Raw genomic sequence first — 16,652 nt, 5'->3', positions numbered from 1 at the left:
CTCCTACCTTAGTTGCGGGGCGATATGCTGAGCGATCAGCTCAAGGGAACGCAGCGTGTCACGGTGCGAGGGCTCAACGGAGTGTACCTGGAACGAAATATCGGTGACGCGGGCCAGCACGCTGTCCCGCGCCAGAGAGGCCTGCACGTGTTCGACATCACCGACGTGGGCATCCAGTTGCAGTAGATGATCGGTGACAGTGTCACCAATTATGTCATGCCCGGCGGCGCGATGTGCCGCCGCCTGCTGGCGTAATCCGGGGGCGGCGACCTGCAGGGCGTACTCCTGGCTGTCGGCAATAAAAGCGGTGCGCGAAGCGAGGATCCTTGGCGCTGTGCCGGCGGGCAGCGCCGCGAGGTAGGCATCGATCAGCGGATTCTGGATGGCATCAAGCGCTAAATACGGCTGACCGTGCGGGCGCGGCTGCGTCCGGGAGAGCATCAGGCCGTGACCGGCCTGGCCGGCGCGAACGGCACCATCAATTGAAAACGTCGCTATCCAGATCCGTTCAGCCAGCTGCGGCGCCGGCGGGTAGAGATGGTTGTCAGGATGGGCCAGTGAATCACCGCGCCAGGCACTCTGGATCACATGCAGATTATCGGCAAAGGCGGCTCCCCGCTGTTCGCTGGTTAGGCCAAACGGCAGAAATGAGGTTGGCGTACCGCCGGAGCCAAAGCCGACTTCAAGACGCCCGTTGGCCAGGAGATCCAGCACCGCCGCATCTTCGGCGACCCGCAGTGCGTTCTCCATCGGCAGCGTAATAATGGCGGTACCGAGGCGAATCCGTTCGGTCTGTGCCGCCACGTGGGCGAGAAAGACCAGCGGTGACGGCAACCCGCCTTCATGCTCGTGGAAGTGATGCTGGGCAATCCACGCGCTGTCAAAACCGAGTCGTTCGGCGTGGCGAATCTGTTCGGTTGCCAGCCGGTAGCGCTGTTGCGCAGGGGCAGAGTCCAGCAGGCGGGTGAAAAAACCCAGGCGTTTACGCGTCATGCGATCTCCTTGCTCAGGGTGGACAGGTGGGGAATGGCGGCGATGAGTTCACGGGTATAGGCGTGCTGCGGCTGGTTAAACAGGCGGTTGACCTCGCCGTATTCCACAACCTGACCGGCGCGCAGTACCGTGACGCTCTGCGCGATGCGGCGCACCGTCGCCAGGTCGTGGGTGATAAACAGATAGGTCAGCCCCAGCTGTTGCTGCAGCTGCTGAAGCAGGGCGAGAATCTGCGCCTGCACCGTGACATCCAGCGCGGAAGTGGCTTCGTCAAGAACCAGAATCGTCGGCTCCAGCACCAGCGCCCGGGCAATGGCGACCCGCTGGCGCTGGCCGCCGGAAAGCTCGCGAGCGGTCCGCGTCAGCAGCTCCGGAGCCAGCGCGACCCGGGCGGCAACCGCCTCGACGCGGGCACGGCGGGTGAGCGGACTCAGCGGTTCGAAATTTTTCAGCGGCTCTTCGATAATCTCAAACAGGGTCTGACGCGGGTCGAGCGAGGCGAACGGGTTCTGATAGACGAACTGAATTTTACGCCGCAGCTGACGCTGCGCCTCGCGACTTAAATGACCGGCATCGATACCATCGATGGCGATATGGCCGCTATCGGCCTGTTCAAATCCGAGCAGAATCCGCGCCAGCGTGGTTTTGCCCGAACCTGATTCGCCAACTAACGCATGGGTCGTGCCGCGTTTCACCTCAAAGCTGACGGCGTCAAGCGCCTGCAGCCCGGCGTCGCCCAGCGAAAAACGTTTACTGATATCCGCGACCCGGATAGCGGCCGTCGCCGGATGGTGGCGCGGCGCTGCTCCGATTGTGGGCTGGGTTCCCTGCAGATCGCTCAGCAGCTGACGAGTGTAGGCGTGTTGCGGCGCGCGGATGAGATCCGACGTGATGCCCTGTTCCTGAATTTCTCCGTGGCGAAAAACCAGCAGCCGGTCGGCACGCTGCGCCGCCAGCGCCAGATCGTGGGTGACGAGCAGTACCGCCGTTCCGGACTCCCGGCGCAGGGTATCGAGGAGGTCGAGAATGCGTTTTTGTACGGTGACATCGAGGGCGCTGGTCGGCTCGTCGGCAATGATCAGGTCCGGCTTCAGGGCAATGGCGATAGCAATTAACACCCGCTGCTTCATGCCGCCGGAGAGCTGATGCGGATACTGATAAAAGCGCTGTTCGGGGTGGCTGAGGCCAACTTTGCTCAGCAGGGCCAGTACCTGCTGCTTGCGTACGGCAGCGCGCGCTTTCTGGTGCAGACGCAGAATTTCGCCAACCTGGGCGCCGATCGTTTGTACCGGGTTCAGGGAGTTCCCCGGGTCCTGCGGGACCAGACTGATACGCGTGCCGCGCAGACTATCAAGTCGTTTCCCCGACCAGCCGCTGATATCCTCGCCGTTAATCTCCACGCGTCCGCTGTCGCGTCGGGCATTGTTCGCCAGCAGGCCGATAATGGCCTGGGCGGTGGTGGTTTTGCCGGATCCGGACTCCCCGACAAATGCCAGCATTTCGCCGCGTTGCAGGCTGAAACTGACGTTATGTACCACTTCCTGCCAGCGGTGCTGCGAGCGGTAGCTGATGCGCAGGTTTTCCACCCGTAATACGTTCATGAGCGCTCTCCGCTAAATTGACGGCTGATGCGGTTGGCCGCCAGCACTACCGCGACGACCGCCACGCCGGGAAAGGTGGTCAGCCACCAGGCGGTTGAAAGATAGTTACGTCCCTCGGCGATCAGCAGCCCCCATTCCGGCACCGGCGGCGGCGTACCGTAGCCGAGAAAACTCAGGGTAGAGAGGGCGAGAATCGCCTGGCCAAACTGCAGCGTGGCGAAGGCCAGTACGGCGGTGAGTGAGTTAGGTAAAATATGCCGCCAGAAGACGGCGAAGAAAGTGCCGCCGCTGCCAAAGGCCGCTTCGACGTAGTCGCTGTGCCGCACGCGGACCACTTCCGCTCGCGCCAGGCGGGCAAAGCTGGCAATGGCGGCGACGCCCACGGCCACCGCGGCGTTCACGGTGCCGAAACCGAGCAGGATAATCACCGTTAATGACAGCAGCAGCGACGGGATGGCCAGCAGGACATCAACCAGGCGCATCACCAGCGACTCGACACGTCCGGCAACGGCGCCGGCCAGCGTGCCGAGCGCGGTGCCGACCAACAGTCCGATAGCGACGGCCGCCAGCGCGGCGGAAAGAGAGTGGACCGCGCCATAGACGATCCGCGTCCACAGGTCGCGTCCCAGTTGGTCGGTTCCCAGCCAGTGGCCGGCCTGCGGCGCCAGACGCTGTGCGCCGGCGGTACCTTCGAGCGGGTTATAGCCGCTGAACAGCTGCGGGGCGAGCGCCATCAACAGCGCGGTGATCATGATGCTCCAGGCGAGCCATAGCCCCGGCTGGAAACGCAGCGGTCGACGACCTGGCGCCCGTCGGCGAGCGGCGGTGGCGTAATCAACGAGACTCATACCACGCCTCCGGTCACTGTTTTCAGGCGTGGATCGAACAGCGGCATCAACAGATCCACCAGCAGGTTAATCAACACAAATGCGAGGGCGGAGATCATCACCACCGCCTGTAATACGGCAATATCCTGATTGTTGACCGCCTGCTGGGTCAGCTGACCCAGACCGCCGCGACCGAAGACGGTTTCGGTAATCAGTGCGCCGGCGATCAGCTCTCCCAGCAGCAGCCCGGCGATATTCAACGCCGGTAGCAGGGCGTTGCCGGTGACGTGTCGCCACAGGACGCCGGTTTCACTCATCCCCTTGGCGCGGGCAACGGCGACAAACGGCAGGGCCGCCACCTGGTCCATGCTGCGCATCAGGATCTGCGCCAGCGGGGCGGAAATGGGCACCGCGACGGCGATGATCGGCAGTATCAGCCCCTGGAGCGGGCCGGGGTTGATCACCGGGATCCAGCGCAGCTGGAAGGAGAAGAGTTGAATCAGCGCAATGCCTAACCAGAACGTCGGCAGCGAGATAAACAGCACCGGCAAAGACTGTAAGGTATTGCTCAGCCAGCGCAGCCCCGGCAAGCGCGAGGCGAAGGCCAGGCTAAAGGCCAGCGCGATAGCCAGTATAAACGCCGGGATCGCGAGGCTGAGGGTATCCGGCAGGTTGCTGGCCAGCAGCGTACTGACCGCAATACCTGCCTGTAACGAGTAGCCAAAATCCCCCTGCAGCATCGCTGCTAAGGTGTGGAAATACTGCTTCCAGATCGGGCTGTCTGCGCCGTAGGCGATACGCATATCGGCGATTTGCGCCGGACTGAGACCCAGATCCGGGTTCTGGAACTTGATCAGCACCGCGTCCCCCGGCAGCACCTGCAGCAGCACGAAGGAGAGGGTGAAGGCCGCCCACAGCACCAGTAAACTCTGGCCCAGACGTCGCAGAAGGTTATGGCTCATCCCATGCTCCTTAGTGCTTTTCCAGCCAGGTGCCGTAGAACGACGGACGACCGACGGCTTCAAAGCTCACGCCCTTCACCCACGGCGCACCGGCAAAGACCTGCGGCTCTTCAAAGATCGGGATCACGTAGGCGTTATCCAGCAAATAACGCTGGGCATCGCCGGTCAGCTGCAGGCGTTTTTGCGGATCGACTTCGGCGGAAATCGCAGTCAGCAGATCGTTAAGCTTATCGTCGCGAAAGTGCTGCACTTTGTCGCTGGAACCGCCCTGTTGCAGCAGGGCGTCGCGGTTGGTCGGGAAGAACATGCTTTTCACCACGTCGGGGTCGGCGCGCCCCACTTCTGAAACGGTCAGCGGGGTCTTCAGCGGATCGAGGTTATCAATAACCCGGCTACCGGCATCGCCCGCTTTTACGCTCAGCGCCGCCCCCACCTGGCGCCACTGTTGAGCAATCAGCTGGAGCACCTCTTTGTTTTGCGGCTGCGGCAGCGATTCATAGACCGTCAGCGCCAGGCGCTGGCCCTCTTTCTCTCTGATCCCGTCGGCGGCCGGTTTCCACCCGGCTTCATCGAGCAACTGCCTGGCCTGGGCTTGATCGAAGGTCAGCTTGTCGCTCAGATTGACGTAACCTGCCGCCGTGCTGGCGATAGCCGAGGTCGCCTGCGGGTAATTGGCGGAGAACAGCGTATCCACCACCTGTTTTGCGTTGGTGGCATGCAGCAGCGCCTGGCGGACGCGCAGGTCGGACACCAGCGGGTTATCCGGGCGGAAACTCAGGCTGTCATTGACGCCGCGAGTAGGGGCGGCATAAATCCTGAATCCCTGGTCGGTCGCCTGTTTTTCATCGTAGGCCTGAACCTGGCGGATAAAATCGGCCTGACCCGCCAGTAACGCCCCGATACGCACGCTATCTTCCGGGGTGACGATAAAGGTAATACCGTCGAGGTTGGCCGGCCCCTGTTGAGCCAGATTTTTCGGCCCCCACTGGTAATCCTTACGGGCGACCAGCGTCAGCTCGCGACCCGGCTTTTCATCTTTAACGACAAAGGGCCCGGAGCCGATAATATTGCGCGCGTCGCCGAGTTCGTCGAAATTACGCTGCAAGGTGCTGAGAGAGACCAGCCCGGAGCCAATGGTCGCGGTGCCCTGCAGAAAACCGGGCGACGGTTTTTTGAAGTAAAACTTCACCGTCAGCGGATTGATGACTTCGCTATGGTCGTAGTTGTTGATCACTTCAGAGACCGGCAGCCGGTGGGCTTTATTGCCGAGACCGTAGGTATCAAAATTTTTGGCCACCGCGTTGGCATCCAGCGGGGTGCCGTCGGAGAAGGTGATGCCTGGACGCAGCGTAAAGGTGTATTCGGTTTTGTCGGCGTTCGTTACCCAGCTCTCTGCAATCCACGGTTCAACCGCCAGCGTCTTCGGGTTTTGCCAGGTTAATTTATCGGTTATTTGATTGAGAATGCCGCCGTTGGGATAGAACCCTCCGGCCGGTGGATAGAGATTGGTGTGCGGCTGCTGCTCCAGATAGATTAATGTCCCGCCTTTCACCGGCGTATCGGCGGCCCAGGCGGAAAAAGCGCCGGATAAAAAAAGGGCTGCCAACGCGGGCAGACGAAAACGGCTTTGCATGGTGAATTCCTTTGTTATCTATTGTGTTGCCATCATCGGGCGCGGATATAAACAAAGGAACCAACGAATTGCGCTAAGCATTTGCGGAAAAGGCATTTGCCGCGACGGGGAAATATTCTATGCGGGAGATAGCTGGCGAAACGGGAGCATGCCGGGCGGCCAGCGTAATGAAACGGCCTCTCCCGGAGCGGGAGAGGCGCGAGGCTTAGCGGCGGAAATCGATAACCATACGGCCGCGAATTTGCCCCTGTTCCATCTCTTTAAAGATGGCGTTGATATCGCCCAGCGGACGCAGCGTCACTTTAGGAACCACTTTCCCTTCGGCCGCGAACTGGAAGGCTTCGGTCAGATCCTGACGGGTGCCGACCAGGGAGCCCACCACTTCGATGCCATCCAGCACCAGACGCGGAATATCGAGGCTCATGGCTTCCGGAGGCAGGCCAACGGCCACCACGCGGCCACCGGCGCGTACGGCGTCAACGGCGGAGTTAAACGCCGCTTTGGCCACCGCGGTGACGACGGCTGCGTGAGCACCGCCGGTTTTTTCCTGAATCACTTTCGCCGCATCTTCGTTGCGGGAGTTAATGGTCAGGTCTGCGCCCATCTCGGCCGCCAGCGCCAGCTGCGCATCGTTAACGTCGATGGCGATGACTTTGGCATTGAACACGTTTTTCGCATACTGCAGCGCCAGGTTGCCGAGACCACCAAGACCGTAGATGGCAATCCATTGACCCGGTTTAATATGGGAGACTTTCACCGCTTTATAGGTGGTCACACCCGCGCAGGTGATGCTGCTGGCGGCGGCAGAGTCGAGGCCGTCCGGCACTTTGACCGCATAGTTAGCGGTGACGATGCACTCTTCAGCCATGCCGCCGTCTACGCTGTAACCGGCATTTTTTACCGAACGGCAGAGCGTTTCGTTGCCGCTGTTACAGTAATCGCAGTGCCCGCAGCCTTCGAAGAACCACGCCACGCTGGCGCGGTCGCCCGGTTTCAGGGAGGTGACCCCCGGACCGACCTGCTGTACCACGCCCACGCCTTCATGGCCCAGAATTACACCGGTTTTATCGCCAAAATCGCCGTTTTTCACGTGCAGGTCGGTATGGCATACGCCACAGCACTCCATTTTCAACAACGCCTCTCCATGTTGCAGGGGACGCAGTGTTTTTTCCGTCACATCAACCTGATGATCGTGGGTAACAACGGCTGCCTTCATGTTTACTCCTTGAATTTTGAAGAAAAAAGGGGGTGTTTACTCTTAAATAATACTCATTAAGGATTAACCCTAATAGTCAGGAATGCAAGGGTGCTAGTGAAATATGTGGTCTGAAGCAGCACTAATGGCGCAAAATTCGAACATTTATGTGAATTTTGGCTGTTAATAATTATGAAATGAGGTCGTCATATTCTGTTCATTGCTAACCGGCAGGCTGTTACAGGCAAATTTCTTATAACAACAGAGTGATACTACAATGCATCTGGTAAAAACTGTTCTCGCCGCATCGCTGTTTCTGTCTGCCGCCGCTCAGGCCCATAACGTACTGGACTTTCCGCAGCCGGAGAACAATCCGCAAGAGTTTTACGCGGTCACGGAAATTCCGACGGGCGGTATCATCAAATATGAAACTGACGCCAAAACGGGATTTATTATAGCCGATCGTTTCCAGTCGATGCCGGTCGCCTATCCGGCTAACTACGGTTCGCTGACCCAGTCGCTGGCGGGAGACGGCGATCCGCTGGATGTGGTGTTCTACACCCGCGCACCGATGGCGCCGGGGACGCTGATTAAGCTGCGGGCGATCGGCGTCCTGAAAATGATCGATGGTGGGGAAAAGGACGATAAGATTATTGCCGTGCCGGCGAGCAAAATCGACCCGACCTATGATGACATCAAGAATATCAGCGACCTGCCTCATATTGAGCAGGAGCGGCTGCAGGCCTTTTTCCGCGTCTATAAGCAGCTGCCTGATGGACGTAAAAAGGTCGAGCTGAACGGCTTTAACGATGCCGACGCGGCGAAACAAGAGATCAAGCAGGCATGGGATGCCTGGAAAGCAAAAAATCCACAATAAGATAAAAACAGGCGCTGCACGGCGCCTGTGCTTTTTTAGCCGGGTAATGAGCCGCTGCGGCCGTTTTTAATCCTGGCAAAGAGCGGGTTAGCCGGCAGGAAATATCATCCGGGCCGGCGGGCCGAAGGGCGGCGCGGATTGACAGGGAGAACACAATAATGGTTGTATTGTACAACTATTAACTCACCTGCACCGATCGCCATGACGCATCCATCGCTTATTAACGAATCGCTGATCAATGAAATACGCCGCGCTTCCCGCCTGATGGTTCGTGAACTCGGCTTCATGAATTCCACCCTGGCAGCCACCGACTATTCACCCTCCGCCGTGCATACGCTGCTGGAGATTTCCGCCAATGGGGCGATGACCGCCGCACAGCTGGTTCAGATCCTGGGGCTGGAGAAATCGAGCGTCAGCCGTATGTTGTCCCGTCTGCTGGCCGCCGGCGAGCTGCAGGAAAAACCCGACGGCGAAGATGCCCGCTTTAAGCGACTCGAACTGACGGAACAGGGTCGGGGGACGGTCAGCCGGATTAACGATTACGGGGCGATGCGGGTCGTTGATGCGCTCACGCATCTCGACGCCGGACAACAACAAAACGTGGCGCTGGGGCTGACCGCGTACGCGCAGGCGCTGGCGAAATGCCGCGATGTCCCCAGGCCCGCCGCGGCAAACAACGTGACGATTGTGAGCGGATACCGGCCGGGTATGATTGGCCGCATCGCGCAGATGCACGGCGAATATTATGCCCGGCACCACGGGTTCGGCCACTTTTTCGAAGGTAAGGTCGCCAGCGGGCTGGCGGAGTTTTCTGCCCGACTTGACGCCGAGTGCAATCACATCTGGCTGGCCGTGCTGGAGGGCAACATCGTCGGCTCCGTGGCCATCGATGGTGAAGATCTGGGCAATAACGAAGCGCATCTACGCTGGTTTATTCTCGACGACCGCTGTCGGGGCAGCGGCGTTGGCCGACGCCTGCTGGCCGAGGCGATGGCTTTTTGCGACCGTCGCGCTTTTTCTGCCGTCCAGCTGTGGACCTTCAGCGGGCTGCACGCCGCGCGCGCGCTGTATGAATCATTCGGCTTTACGCTGCATAAAGAGTGGCAGGGCGATCAGTGGGGGATGATGATGACCGAACAGCAGTTTAGCCGATACCCGGCGGATTCTGCTTCGACATAACCACGGTCCTTGCTCGCGGACACCCCGCTAAGGTGTCGCCACCTTCGCGGGGATTCAGTCTCCTCTAACTCAGTCTGGCAGTAATGGCGGCGATCTCCTCGCGCCACTGCGCCTGCAGGTGGGGTTTCTGGTGCTTAGGTTTACGCGATATATCATCCGCCAGCCGTTGTTCCAGATCGATCAGCCGTTCCAGCAGGGCGTCATGGTCATCGGCGGCGGTGGACGTCGCATCAACTTCGGCGCGCCTCCCGGCCTGAGGCGCCCCGCTGCGCAGGCGGGTGTAGACTTCATCGGCGGTATGCCACTCGCTCAGCCCGTTATCATCAATCAGCCAGAAGCGGTTGCAGCTCTGGCTTATCAGCTGACGGTCATGACTGACCAGCAGCAGACCACCGGAATACTCGCGCAGCGAGGCAGCCAGCGCCTCTTTGCCTTCCATATCCAGATGGTTGGTGGGCTCATCCAGCAGAAGCAGGCTATAGCTCGCCAGCGACAGCCCGACAAACAGCAGTCGGGAACGTTCACCCCCGCTGAGGGTGCTGACCTTTTGCCCGTGACGGCTCCAGCCGAAACCGGCGGAAATCAGCGCCCGCTTACGGCGCTCTGCGGCGGGTTCGAAGCTCTCCAGCGCCTCCAGCAGCGTGGCGTTATCCGCCAGTTGACGCAGCGACTGGTCGTAGTAGCCCGGATGTAATCGGGGATGCAGGCGCAGTCCGACATCCGGCGCCGCCTGCTGCATCTGCCGCCACAGCAGGCGCAGCAACGATGATTTCCCGCCGCCGTTGCGCCCCATTATCGCCACCCGGTCGCCGCTGCGCAGACGCGCCAGCCCGGCGGTGAACAGGGCTGGTAATCCCGGAGCCGGGGGAACCGGCAGTTGTTCAATTTCGAGTAAACGATCGGCCCGCAGGGCGTCACCGTTCAGCGCCAGCCGCCACGGCGTGCCGGCGGTCAGCTCGGTTTGACTCTCCTTCAGGCGTGCGACCTGTTTCTCCATCTGTTTGGCTTTGCGCGAAAGATCTTCGTTGTCGTACACCTGTCCCCAGGTCGCCAGCCGTTTAGCGCTGGTGGTGACGCGGTCGATTTCTCGCTGCTCGGCTTTATGACGCAGGGCATCGCTTTCGTCCCGTTCCGCCAGCGCCTGACGCGCCGCGCTACAGGGAAGGGAGAAGGCGTGCAGGGTTTTGTCGCGCAGGATCCAACTGGCATTAGTTACAGCATCCAGTAAAAGGGGGTCATGTGACACCAGCACGAAGCTCCCCTGCCAGGTTTGCAAGAAGCTTTCCAGCCACAGCAGGGTCGGCAGATCGAGATGGTTGCCGGGTTCGTCCAGCAGCAGGAGATCCGGCTGCTGAATTAACGCTCTGGCCAGCAGCAGTCGGGTATGTTGGCCGCCGCTTAGCGTTGCCGCACGCTGCGTGAATTCCGCCGTCGTAAACCCCATTTCCGCCAGCAGACGTTCTGCCTGCCAGCGCTGTTGTTCACGCCCGCTGGCGGCAAGCCGCGCCAGAACCACCTCGATCAGCGATTGTTGTAGCAGGGTATCCGGCAGGTGTTGTTCAACCCGCGCCATCAGGCAATGGTGCGCCAGCGCCACGCTGCCGGCACCGGGCGTCAGCGTGCCGTCCAGCACCTGCAGCAGGGTACTTTTGCCGCAGCCGTTATGGCCGATCAGGCCGATGCGATCGCCTTTTTTCAGGGTAAAGGAGAGGTCGGTGAAAAGCGGCCCGAATGCCGTTTCAACATGCAGAGATTGCGCGCTAAATAATGTACTCATCGTGAACTTACTCAAGAGTTACAGGCGTAAAAACGCCTCGTCAAACATCGCTGACGATAACCCGGTAAGCCCGAGGGAAGGGAATTAGTCTGGGGTGTCTTCGCTCAAGCTGAAGTTATCGCAGCACGATACCGATAACGCTTGAGCAGGGACGATTACCAAATGTCAGTGAAAATATAGATATTTCACATAACAGCATGGGGTCCTCCTTTCATTGAGTGAGTTGACAGGTGAAAGCAGTGTAGGAGGTGGGCGGCGATTTGGCTAGCGACTAAAGATAGTGGGGCGGCGGCAAAAAAACGGGCCCGTTGTCAGGCCCGTTTGCGATGTCGGTTAATCAGATCGAGGTGCGGCGGTAGTTGCGATACTCCGGCAGCCAGAAGTTATCGCTAATCGCCTGCAACAGTGCTTCGGCGGAGGTCTTCACCGCCACGCCTTGTTCCTGAGCGACTTTACCGACCGCGAAAGCGATCGCGCGCGATACGGTCTGGATATCTTTCAGTTCCGGCAGAACCGGGCCTTCGCCGTTGTTGACCAACGGTGAGTGCTTCGCCAGCGTCTCACTGGCCGCCATCAGCATCTCATCGGTGACTCGCGATGCGCCGGAGGCGATTACGCCGAGGCCGATACCGGGGAAGATATAGGAGTTATTGCACTGGGCAATGACGTACTGCTTACCTTTCAGCGTGACCGGCGCGAACGGGCTGCCGGTGGCAACCAGCGCTTCGCCGTCGGTCCAGCTGAGGATGTTCTGCGGCGTGGCTTCGACGCGAGAGGTCGGGTTCGACAGCGGCATTACGATGGGACGCGGGCAGTGCTTATGCATCTCGCGAATAATCTCTTCGGTGAACAGACCCGGTTGGCCGGAAACACCGATTAGGATATTCGGTTTCACATTTCGCACAACGTCAAGCAGGGAGAGCACTTCGTTGGTGGTATCCCACTGCTGGAGATTTTCACGCTTCTGCACCAGTTTGTTCTGGAACGGCAGCAGGTTCGGCATGGCGTCGGTCAGCAGGCCGAAACGGTCAACCATGAACACGCGCTGGCGCGCTTCTTCTTCGCTTAATCCTTCGCGTTGGATCTGGGCGATAATCTGTTCGGCAATCCCGCAACCGGCGGAGCCGGCGCCGAGGAAGACGATTTTCTGCTCGCTCAGCTGGCTGCCCGCACCGCGGCTGGCGGCAATCAGCGTGCCTACGGTCACCGAGGCGGTGCCCTGGATATCATCATTGAATGAACAAATCTCATTGCGATAGCGGTTGAGCAGCGGCATGGCGTTTTTCTGCGCGAAGTCTTCGAACTGCAGCAGAACGTCCGGCCAGCGGTGCTTAATGGCCTGGATAACATCATCGACAAACTGATAATACTCATCGTCGGTAATACGCGGATGGCGCCAGCCCATATACAGCGGATCGTCGAGCAGCTGCTGGTTGTTAGTCCCGACGTCCAGCACGATCGGCAGCGTATAGGCCGGGCTGATACCGCCGCAGGTGGTGTACAGCGAAAGCTTACCGATCGGGATCCCCATACCGCCGATGCCCTGGTCGCCGAGACCCAGAATACGCTCCCCGTCGGTGACGACGATCACTTTGACGTTGTGATTCGGGACGTTTTGCAGGATATCGTCGAGGTTGTGCCGGTTCTGATAGGAGATAAACACCCCGCGCGAGCGACGGTAGATCTCAGAGAAGCGCTCGCAGGCGGCGCCAACGGTCGGCGTATAGATGACCGGCATCATCTCATCGAGATGGTTGCCAATCAGGCGATAAAAGAGGGTTTCGTTGGTGTCCTGAATGTTGCGCAGGTAAATATGTTTGTCGATCTCAGTTTTAAACCCCTGGTACTGGATCCATGCACGTTCAGCTTGTTCCTCAATTGTTTCAACAACTTCTGGCAGCAGGCCGAGCAGGTTAAAGCTGCTGCGCTCTTCCATGCTGAAGGCGCTACCTTTGTTGAGAAGGGGAAATTCGAGCAGAACGGGGCCAGCGTAGGGGATATACAGGGAACGGTTTTTCTTATGGGTGAATTGCATCGCACTAACTCCTTGATGTTCACTTCAGACCGTGCGCGGCGATAAGCGTGCGGGCTGGCAGGGAATGCAGCGGGAGCAGTATAGAGCAGATGTTATCAAAGAGGGGAAATTGTATTAAAAAAACACCATCCTGACGAAAGGACGGTGTTTTTATCATCATTCAGCTGAGAAATTAACCCGCGCGGCGCTTACGGCCGGTGGCATGAGCGTGGTTAATTGTCGTTTCCACATCGCCGTCCAGCACCACTTTTTTCTGCTGCGACAGTTTATAGTTCAGACCGAGAAGATGACGTGCCTGGTGGTTCGATTTCATTCTTACTCCTTAATCCAGTTCTGTTTCAAGGACAAGCCCGGCGTGGCCGGACGAAATGTAACCCTAAGAACGGCGCGCTGGCGCGACCGTGCTATCTATCGTGGTCTATTTTTCCGCCAATGGCAACCTTATGCGGCAAAATATTATGCCGGGACCGCCATTATCGGGCGAGAAATAAGGCCCGCGGCTGCCCTTAACCCGACGAAATTTATCACCATTCTCCGCTCCGGCTTTTTGTTATCTCCCGCACAATTATTAATTTTCACAACCAGTTAGTGAAATTACGTAATTGTGATAATGCGCATAAATATTACCTTGATGAGTGTTGTATCGAGCGCGCTTGCCGGGCGCTATTTAATGGGGAATATAATAAAAAGGACAATAAATTGAAAAAAATTAATTATGAGGAGTTGCGCGTATATAGAAAAAGACCGATTACGCTGCTGCGCTCCTTAGGTTATGCCATGAACGATCTCAACGGGTCGGCATGGGGAACGTTGGTCGGCTCTTACCTGATGATATTCCTCAGCACCTGGGCGGGGTTAAATGCCGGGGTGGTGGGTACCATGTTATTCGCGCTGAAAATACTGGATATGATCGTCTGTGGCGTGATTGGCGGCGTTTCCGATCAACTCTTCCGTACGGCAATTGGGCGCAGATTAGGGCGGCGACATATTTTATTTTTGATCGGCGCGACGCTCACCTTAATCTGTTTCCCGCTGCTGTTTACGGTCCATGTCGGTTCCTGGCTGTGGTATTTCGTGGTGCTGTTCCTGCTTGATACCGCCCAGTCGTTTAATAATATTGCCTATGAAACGCTTGCCACGGAAATGACCGATAAAGCGCACGAGCGGGTGAAGCTGAGCTCCGTGCGGATGTTCGTCTCCGCCTTCGGGACCTTCGCCGTCACCGGTTTGCCGGCGCTGCTGCTGGTGATGCTGGGCAGCGATAGCCCCCAGGCCTATACCATTTCCGGGATTGTGTTTGGCATTGTGCTGTTTGCCGGTACCATCATTACGTGGCTGACAACCTGGGAGTTTTCCCCGGGATATGTTGACGCGTTTGAGAACAGCGCTAAAGAGCAGCGGCCGAAAAATATTATTTACTCTATCAATGAATATCTTCATGTGATGAGAACGAAAGCCTGCCGCCGAACCTGTGTTATCTATTTTGTCTCCTACTTCGCGAAGGACTGTTTCAATACCGCCTTTTTCTTCTACGTCGTATTTATCCTGGGTCTGTCGCAGGGGATGGCGCAGACCGCTTCGTCGCTCTCTATTATTGGATTGATCGTGGTGCCGATCGCCACCTTTTTTATGTTTAAATTTGGGCCAAAATGGCTGTGGTCAATGGCATTTTCACTGATGATCGCCGTCCTCATTTATTATCTGGGGTTATATGTCTTTCATATTCAGCTCTCCGATAGCGCGGCATTTGTGACCATTCTGATATTGTCAGCCTTATTCCAGATTGGCCGCCAGACGATGGAATATACGGTGTGGAACGTGATTCCGCTGGTGCCGGATGTCGATACTCTGGTTTCCACCAAACTGCGGGCAGGAACCTTTGCCGCCTGCCAGACCTTTACCCGAAAATTAACTGGCGCGATTGGCTCGGCGATTATTGGCTGGATCCTCGCATTCGGCGGATTTGATAAATCGCTGGCGGTACAAATACCTGCGGCACAAATCGCTATCATGATCGCATTTATTTTTATTCCGCTCATTTGCCTGATTTACTCCCTGTATCTGATTCGCACCTTCAATTTGAACCCGCAAACCCACAAGGTCGTTAAGGCCGAGATGGACCGCCTGCAGCAGGGGGGCGCCAAAGAGGATGTAGACCCGAAAACCCGGGCCATCGTCGAGGATCTCACCGGCTACGCTTATGATGAAATTTGGGATGTAAAAAAATGACCACCTATATTGCCAGCGACAATACCGACCTGCAGACCCTGATTGACGAGGCTGCCCGTACGGCCAGCGAGGAACATCGCGCTGAGATTATCTTTCCGCCGGGCACCTGGTTGACGGGGCCGTTGACTCTGTACAGCCATATGACGCTGACCCTGGAAGAAGGGGCAACGATCCGCTTTATTGCCGACCCGCAGCTCTACCCGCCGGTCTGGACACGCTGGGAGGGGATCGAATGCTATGCGCTGCACCCGCTTTTGTACGCCGCGGATGCCTGCAACATTACCCTTCGCGGGGCGGGGGTGATTGAGGGGGCGGGCCAGTGGTGGTGGGATACGTTCCGTCAGATTGAAGAGGAGGACCGTCAGGCGCCGCGGGAAAGCTGGGAGCGGCAGCTGGCGGCGCTGAATCCGGATTATCGTTCTCGCCCCGGCGGCGGCGGGCGTCCTCAGACCCAGTTCCTGCGCCCGCCGCTGGTTCAGTTCTGGAAATGCTCGGCGATTCACCTGCAGGGGATCACCTTGCAGAACTCACCGTTCTGGACCCTGCATACCGTCTATTCCCGTGATATCGTCATCAGCGGAGTGACAATCCTCAATCCGGCCGATGCCATCAATACCGATGCCATCGATCTGGATTCTTCCGAGAATATTACTATCGAGGATTGTCTGTTTGATGTGGGTGACGATGCGATTACCTTAAAATCCGGCTCGGGGGCGGACGGCCTGCGCATCAACAGACCCACCCGCAACGTCACGGCGCGCCGCTGTCGTATCCTCGCCAGCCATGGCGGCATCGCCATTGGTTCGGAAACGGCAGGGGGCATTGAAAATGTGTCGGTGAGCGATTGCGTTTTCGAAGGCACCCAGCGGGCGATTCGCCTGAAATCACGGCGTGGGCGGGGCGGTACGATTAAAAACATCACTTTGCGCGATTTGACGATGGATGGCTGCTGGTGCCCGATTGTGATCGGTCAATATTTTGCCCCTGGCGTGCTGGCGCATGAACGCGACGTAACGCTTTCCGAACGGCCGCAGCCGCTGAGCGCAATGACGCCGCACATCCGCGATATCCTGATTGAGAATGTGCTGGCGACCAACGTGCTCTCCAGCGCCGCGTTTATTGTCGGGCTACCGGAAGCGCCGATCGACAATGTGAGCATCCGAAACTTTAGCTATGCGCTGGCGCCTGAAGAACGGCTGCTGGAGACCTGGAATACGGAACCCACGGAAGGACATTTTCACGACGACGATCGCGGTATTAAGGTGATTAACGCCCGAAACGTGAAAATTCAGTAACCCCGTGCCTCAACCCGGGGCCTGAACATCGTCAGGCCCCGGTTCAGTT

At 58.3% G+C, this 16,652-nt stretch carries 13 protein-coding genes; 4 read left to right on the top strand and 9 right to left on the bottom strand.

From position 1 onward, the window contains the following. Positions 1–3: 3 nt before the first annotated feature. The 6 genes from AC007G_RS11505 to adhP all read right to left on the bottom strand — a co-directional run bounded on the left by AC007G_RS11505 (position 4) and on the right by adhP (position 7,232). On the bottom strand, positions 4–993 hold the full coding sequence (locus tag AC007G_RS11505; protein ID WP_032687801.1) for a putative FMN-dependent luciferase-like monooxygenase: 990 nt from the start codon (positions 991–993) through the stop codon (positions 4–6). Beyond that, entirely contained in the window at positions 990–2,594 is a 1,605-nt protein-coding gene (locus tag AC007G_RS11500; RefSeq protein WP_142630623.1) for a dipeptide ABC transporter ATP-binding protein, read from the bottom strand. Before AC007G_RS11500 ends, AC007G_RS11505 begins: the two co-directional genes overlap by 4 nt. After that, positions 2,591–3,442 carry an ABC transporter permease gene (locus AC007G_RS11495; RefSeq protein WP_064794241.1) on the bottom strand — a complete coding sequence of 284 codons (852 nt, stop codon included), beginning with the start codon at positions 3,440–3,442 and terminating at the stop codon, positions 2,591–2,593. The genes AC007G_RS11500 and AC007G_RS11495 overlap by 4 nt, the downstream gene beginning before the upstream one ends. Continuing rightward, positions 3,439–4,383 (bottom strand): ABC transporter permease, encoded by a 945-nt coding sequence (locus AC007G_RS11490; protein ID WP_032696243.1) that lies wholly within the window; start codon positions 4,381–4,383, stop codon positions 3,439–3,441. Before AC007G_RS11490 ends, AC007G_RS11495 begins: the two co-directional genes overlap by 4 nt. A 10-nt stretch (positions 4,384–4,393) precedes the next feature. Next, positions 4,394–6,016, bottom strand: a complete 1,623-nt coding sequence (locus AC007G_RS11485; protein ID WP_064794240.1) for a TIGR04028 family ABC transporter substrate-binding protein — start codon at positions 6,014–6,016, stop codon at positions 4,394–4,396. Positions 6,017–6,221: 205 nt separating this feature from the next. After that, complete coding sequence (gene adhP, locus AC007G_RS11480) at positions 6,222–7,232, bottom strand: alcohol dehydrogenase AdhP (protein WP_004861757.1); 1,011 nt, start codon at positions 7,230–7,232, stop codon at positions 6,222–6,224. A 256-nt stretch (positions 7,233–7,488) separates the two neighbouring features. Here adhP and AC007G_RS11475 point away from each other — a divergent pair, with 256 nt between their 5' ends. Together AC007G_RS11475 and AC007G_RS11470 are read left to right on the top strand one after the other, a co-directional pair. After that, positions 7,489–8,088 (top strand): inorganic diphosphatase, encoded by a 600-nt coding sequence (locus tag AC007G_RS11475; RefSeq protein WP_032696241.1) that lies wholly within the window; start codon positions 7,489–7,491, stop codon positions 8,086–8,088. Positions 8,089–8,289: 201 nt separating this feature from the next. After that, entirely contained in the window at positions 8,290–9,267 is a 978-nt protein-coding gene (locus tag AC007G_RS11470; protein WP_142630624.1) for a bifunctional helix-turn-helix transcriptional regulator/GNAT family N-acetyltransferase, read from the top strand. Positions 9,268–9,331: 64 nt separating this feature from the next. Here the strand turns inward: AC007G_RS11470 and AC007G_RS11465 are convergent, their stop codons facing one another. From AC007G_RS11465 to sra, 3 genes are all read right to left on the bottom strand, one after another. Then, positions 9,332–11,044, bottom strand: coding sequence for an ABC-F family ATP-binding cassette domain-containing protein (locus AC007G_RS11465; protein WP_142630625.1), 1,713 nt, complete (start codon positions 11,042–11,044; stop codon positions 9,332–9,334). Between the two features lie 337 nt (positions 11,045–11,381). Next, positions 11,382–13,079: an NAD-dependent malic enzyme gene (locus AC007G_RS11460; protein WP_004861771.1), complete on the bottom strand. Its 1,698-nt coding sequence runs from the start codon at positions 13,077–13,079 to the stop codon at positions 11,382–11,384. Between the two features lie 172 nt (positions 13,080–13,251). Continuing rightward, a complete protein-coding gene (gene sra / locus AC007G_RS11455; RefSeq protein WP_004861775.1) occupies positions 13,252–13,392 on the bottom strand; it encodes a stationary-phase-induced ribosome-associated protein in 141 nt (46 codons plus the stop codon). 464 nt (positions 13,393–13,856) lie between these two features. Here sra and AC007G_RS11450 point away from each other — a divergent pair, with 464 nt between their 5' ends. Both AC007G_RS11450 and AC007G_RS11445 read left to right on the top strand, forming a co-directional pair. After that, on the top strand, positions 13,857–15,308 hold the full coding sequence (locus tag AC007G_RS11450; protein WP_077267074.1) for an MFS transporter: 1,452 nt from the start codon (positions 13,857–13,859) through the stop codon (positions 15,306–15,308). Further along, positions 15,305–16,603, top strand: a complete 1,299-nt coding sequence (locus AC007G_RS11445) for a glycoside hydrolase family 28 protein (RefSeq protein WP_142630626.1) — start codon at positions 15,305–15,307, stop codon at positions 16,601–16,603. Before AC007G_RS11450 ends, AC007G_RS11445 begins: the two co-directional genes overlap by 4 nt. Positions 16,604–16,652 lie beyond the last annotated feature (49 nt).

Source organism: Klebsiella sp. CSG-1, from assembly GCF_056521145.1.
This window is presented reverse-complemented; position numbering and strand designations above follow the sequence as displayed.

Coding starts and splice junctions, on each gene's coding strand:
- AC007G_RS11500 (WP_142630623.1), bottom strand. CDS start 2,594: ATGAACGTATTACGGGTGGAAAACCTGCGCATCAGCTACCGCTCGCAG.
- AC007G_RS11505 (WP_032687801.1), bottom strand. CDS start 993: ATGACGCGTAAACGCCTGGGTTTTTTCACCCGCCTGCTGGACTCTGCC.
- adhP (WP_004861757.1), bottom strand. CDS start 7,232: ATGAAGGCAGCCGTTGTTACCCACGATCATCAGGTTGATGTGACGGAA.
- AC007G_RS11490 (WP_032696243.1), bottom strand. CDS start 4,383: ATGAGCCATAACCTTCTGCGACGTCTGGGCCAGAGTTTACTGGTGCTG.
- sra (WP_004861775.1), bottom strand. CDS start 13,392: ATGAAATCGAACCACCAGGCACGTCATCTTCTCGGTCTGAACTATAAA.
- AC007G_RS11465 (WP_142630625.1), bottom strand. CDS start 11,044: ATGAGTACATTATTTAGCGCGCAATCTCTGCATGTTGAAACGGCATTC.
- AC007G_RS11475 (WP_032696241.1), top strand. CDS start 7,489: ATGCATCTGGTAAAAACTGTTCTCGCCGCATCGCTGTTTCTGTCTGCC.
- AC007G_RS11485 (WP_064794240.1), bottom strand. CDS start 6,016: ATGCAAAGCCGTTTTCGTCTGCCCGCGTTGGCAGCCCTTTTTTTATCC.
- AC007G_RS11445 (WP_142630626.1), top strand. CDS start 15,305: ATGACCACCTATATTGCCAGCGACAATACCGACCTGCAGACCCTGATT.
- AC007G_RS11495 (WP_064794241.1), bottom strand. CDS start 3,442: ATGAGTCTCGTTGATTACGCCACCGCCGCTCGCCGACGGGCGCCAGGT.
- AC007G_RS11470 (WP_142630624.1), top strand. CDS start 8,290: ATGACGCATCCATCGCTTATTAACGAATCGCTGATCAATGAAATACGC.
- AC007G_RS11450 (WP_077267074.1), top strand. CDS start 13,857: ATGAACGATCTCAACGGGTCGGCATGGGGAACGTTGGTCGGCTCTTAC.
- AC007G_RS11460 (WP_004861771.1), bottom strand. CDS start 13,079: ATGCAATTCACCCATAAGAAAAACCGTTCCCTGTATATCCCCTACGCT.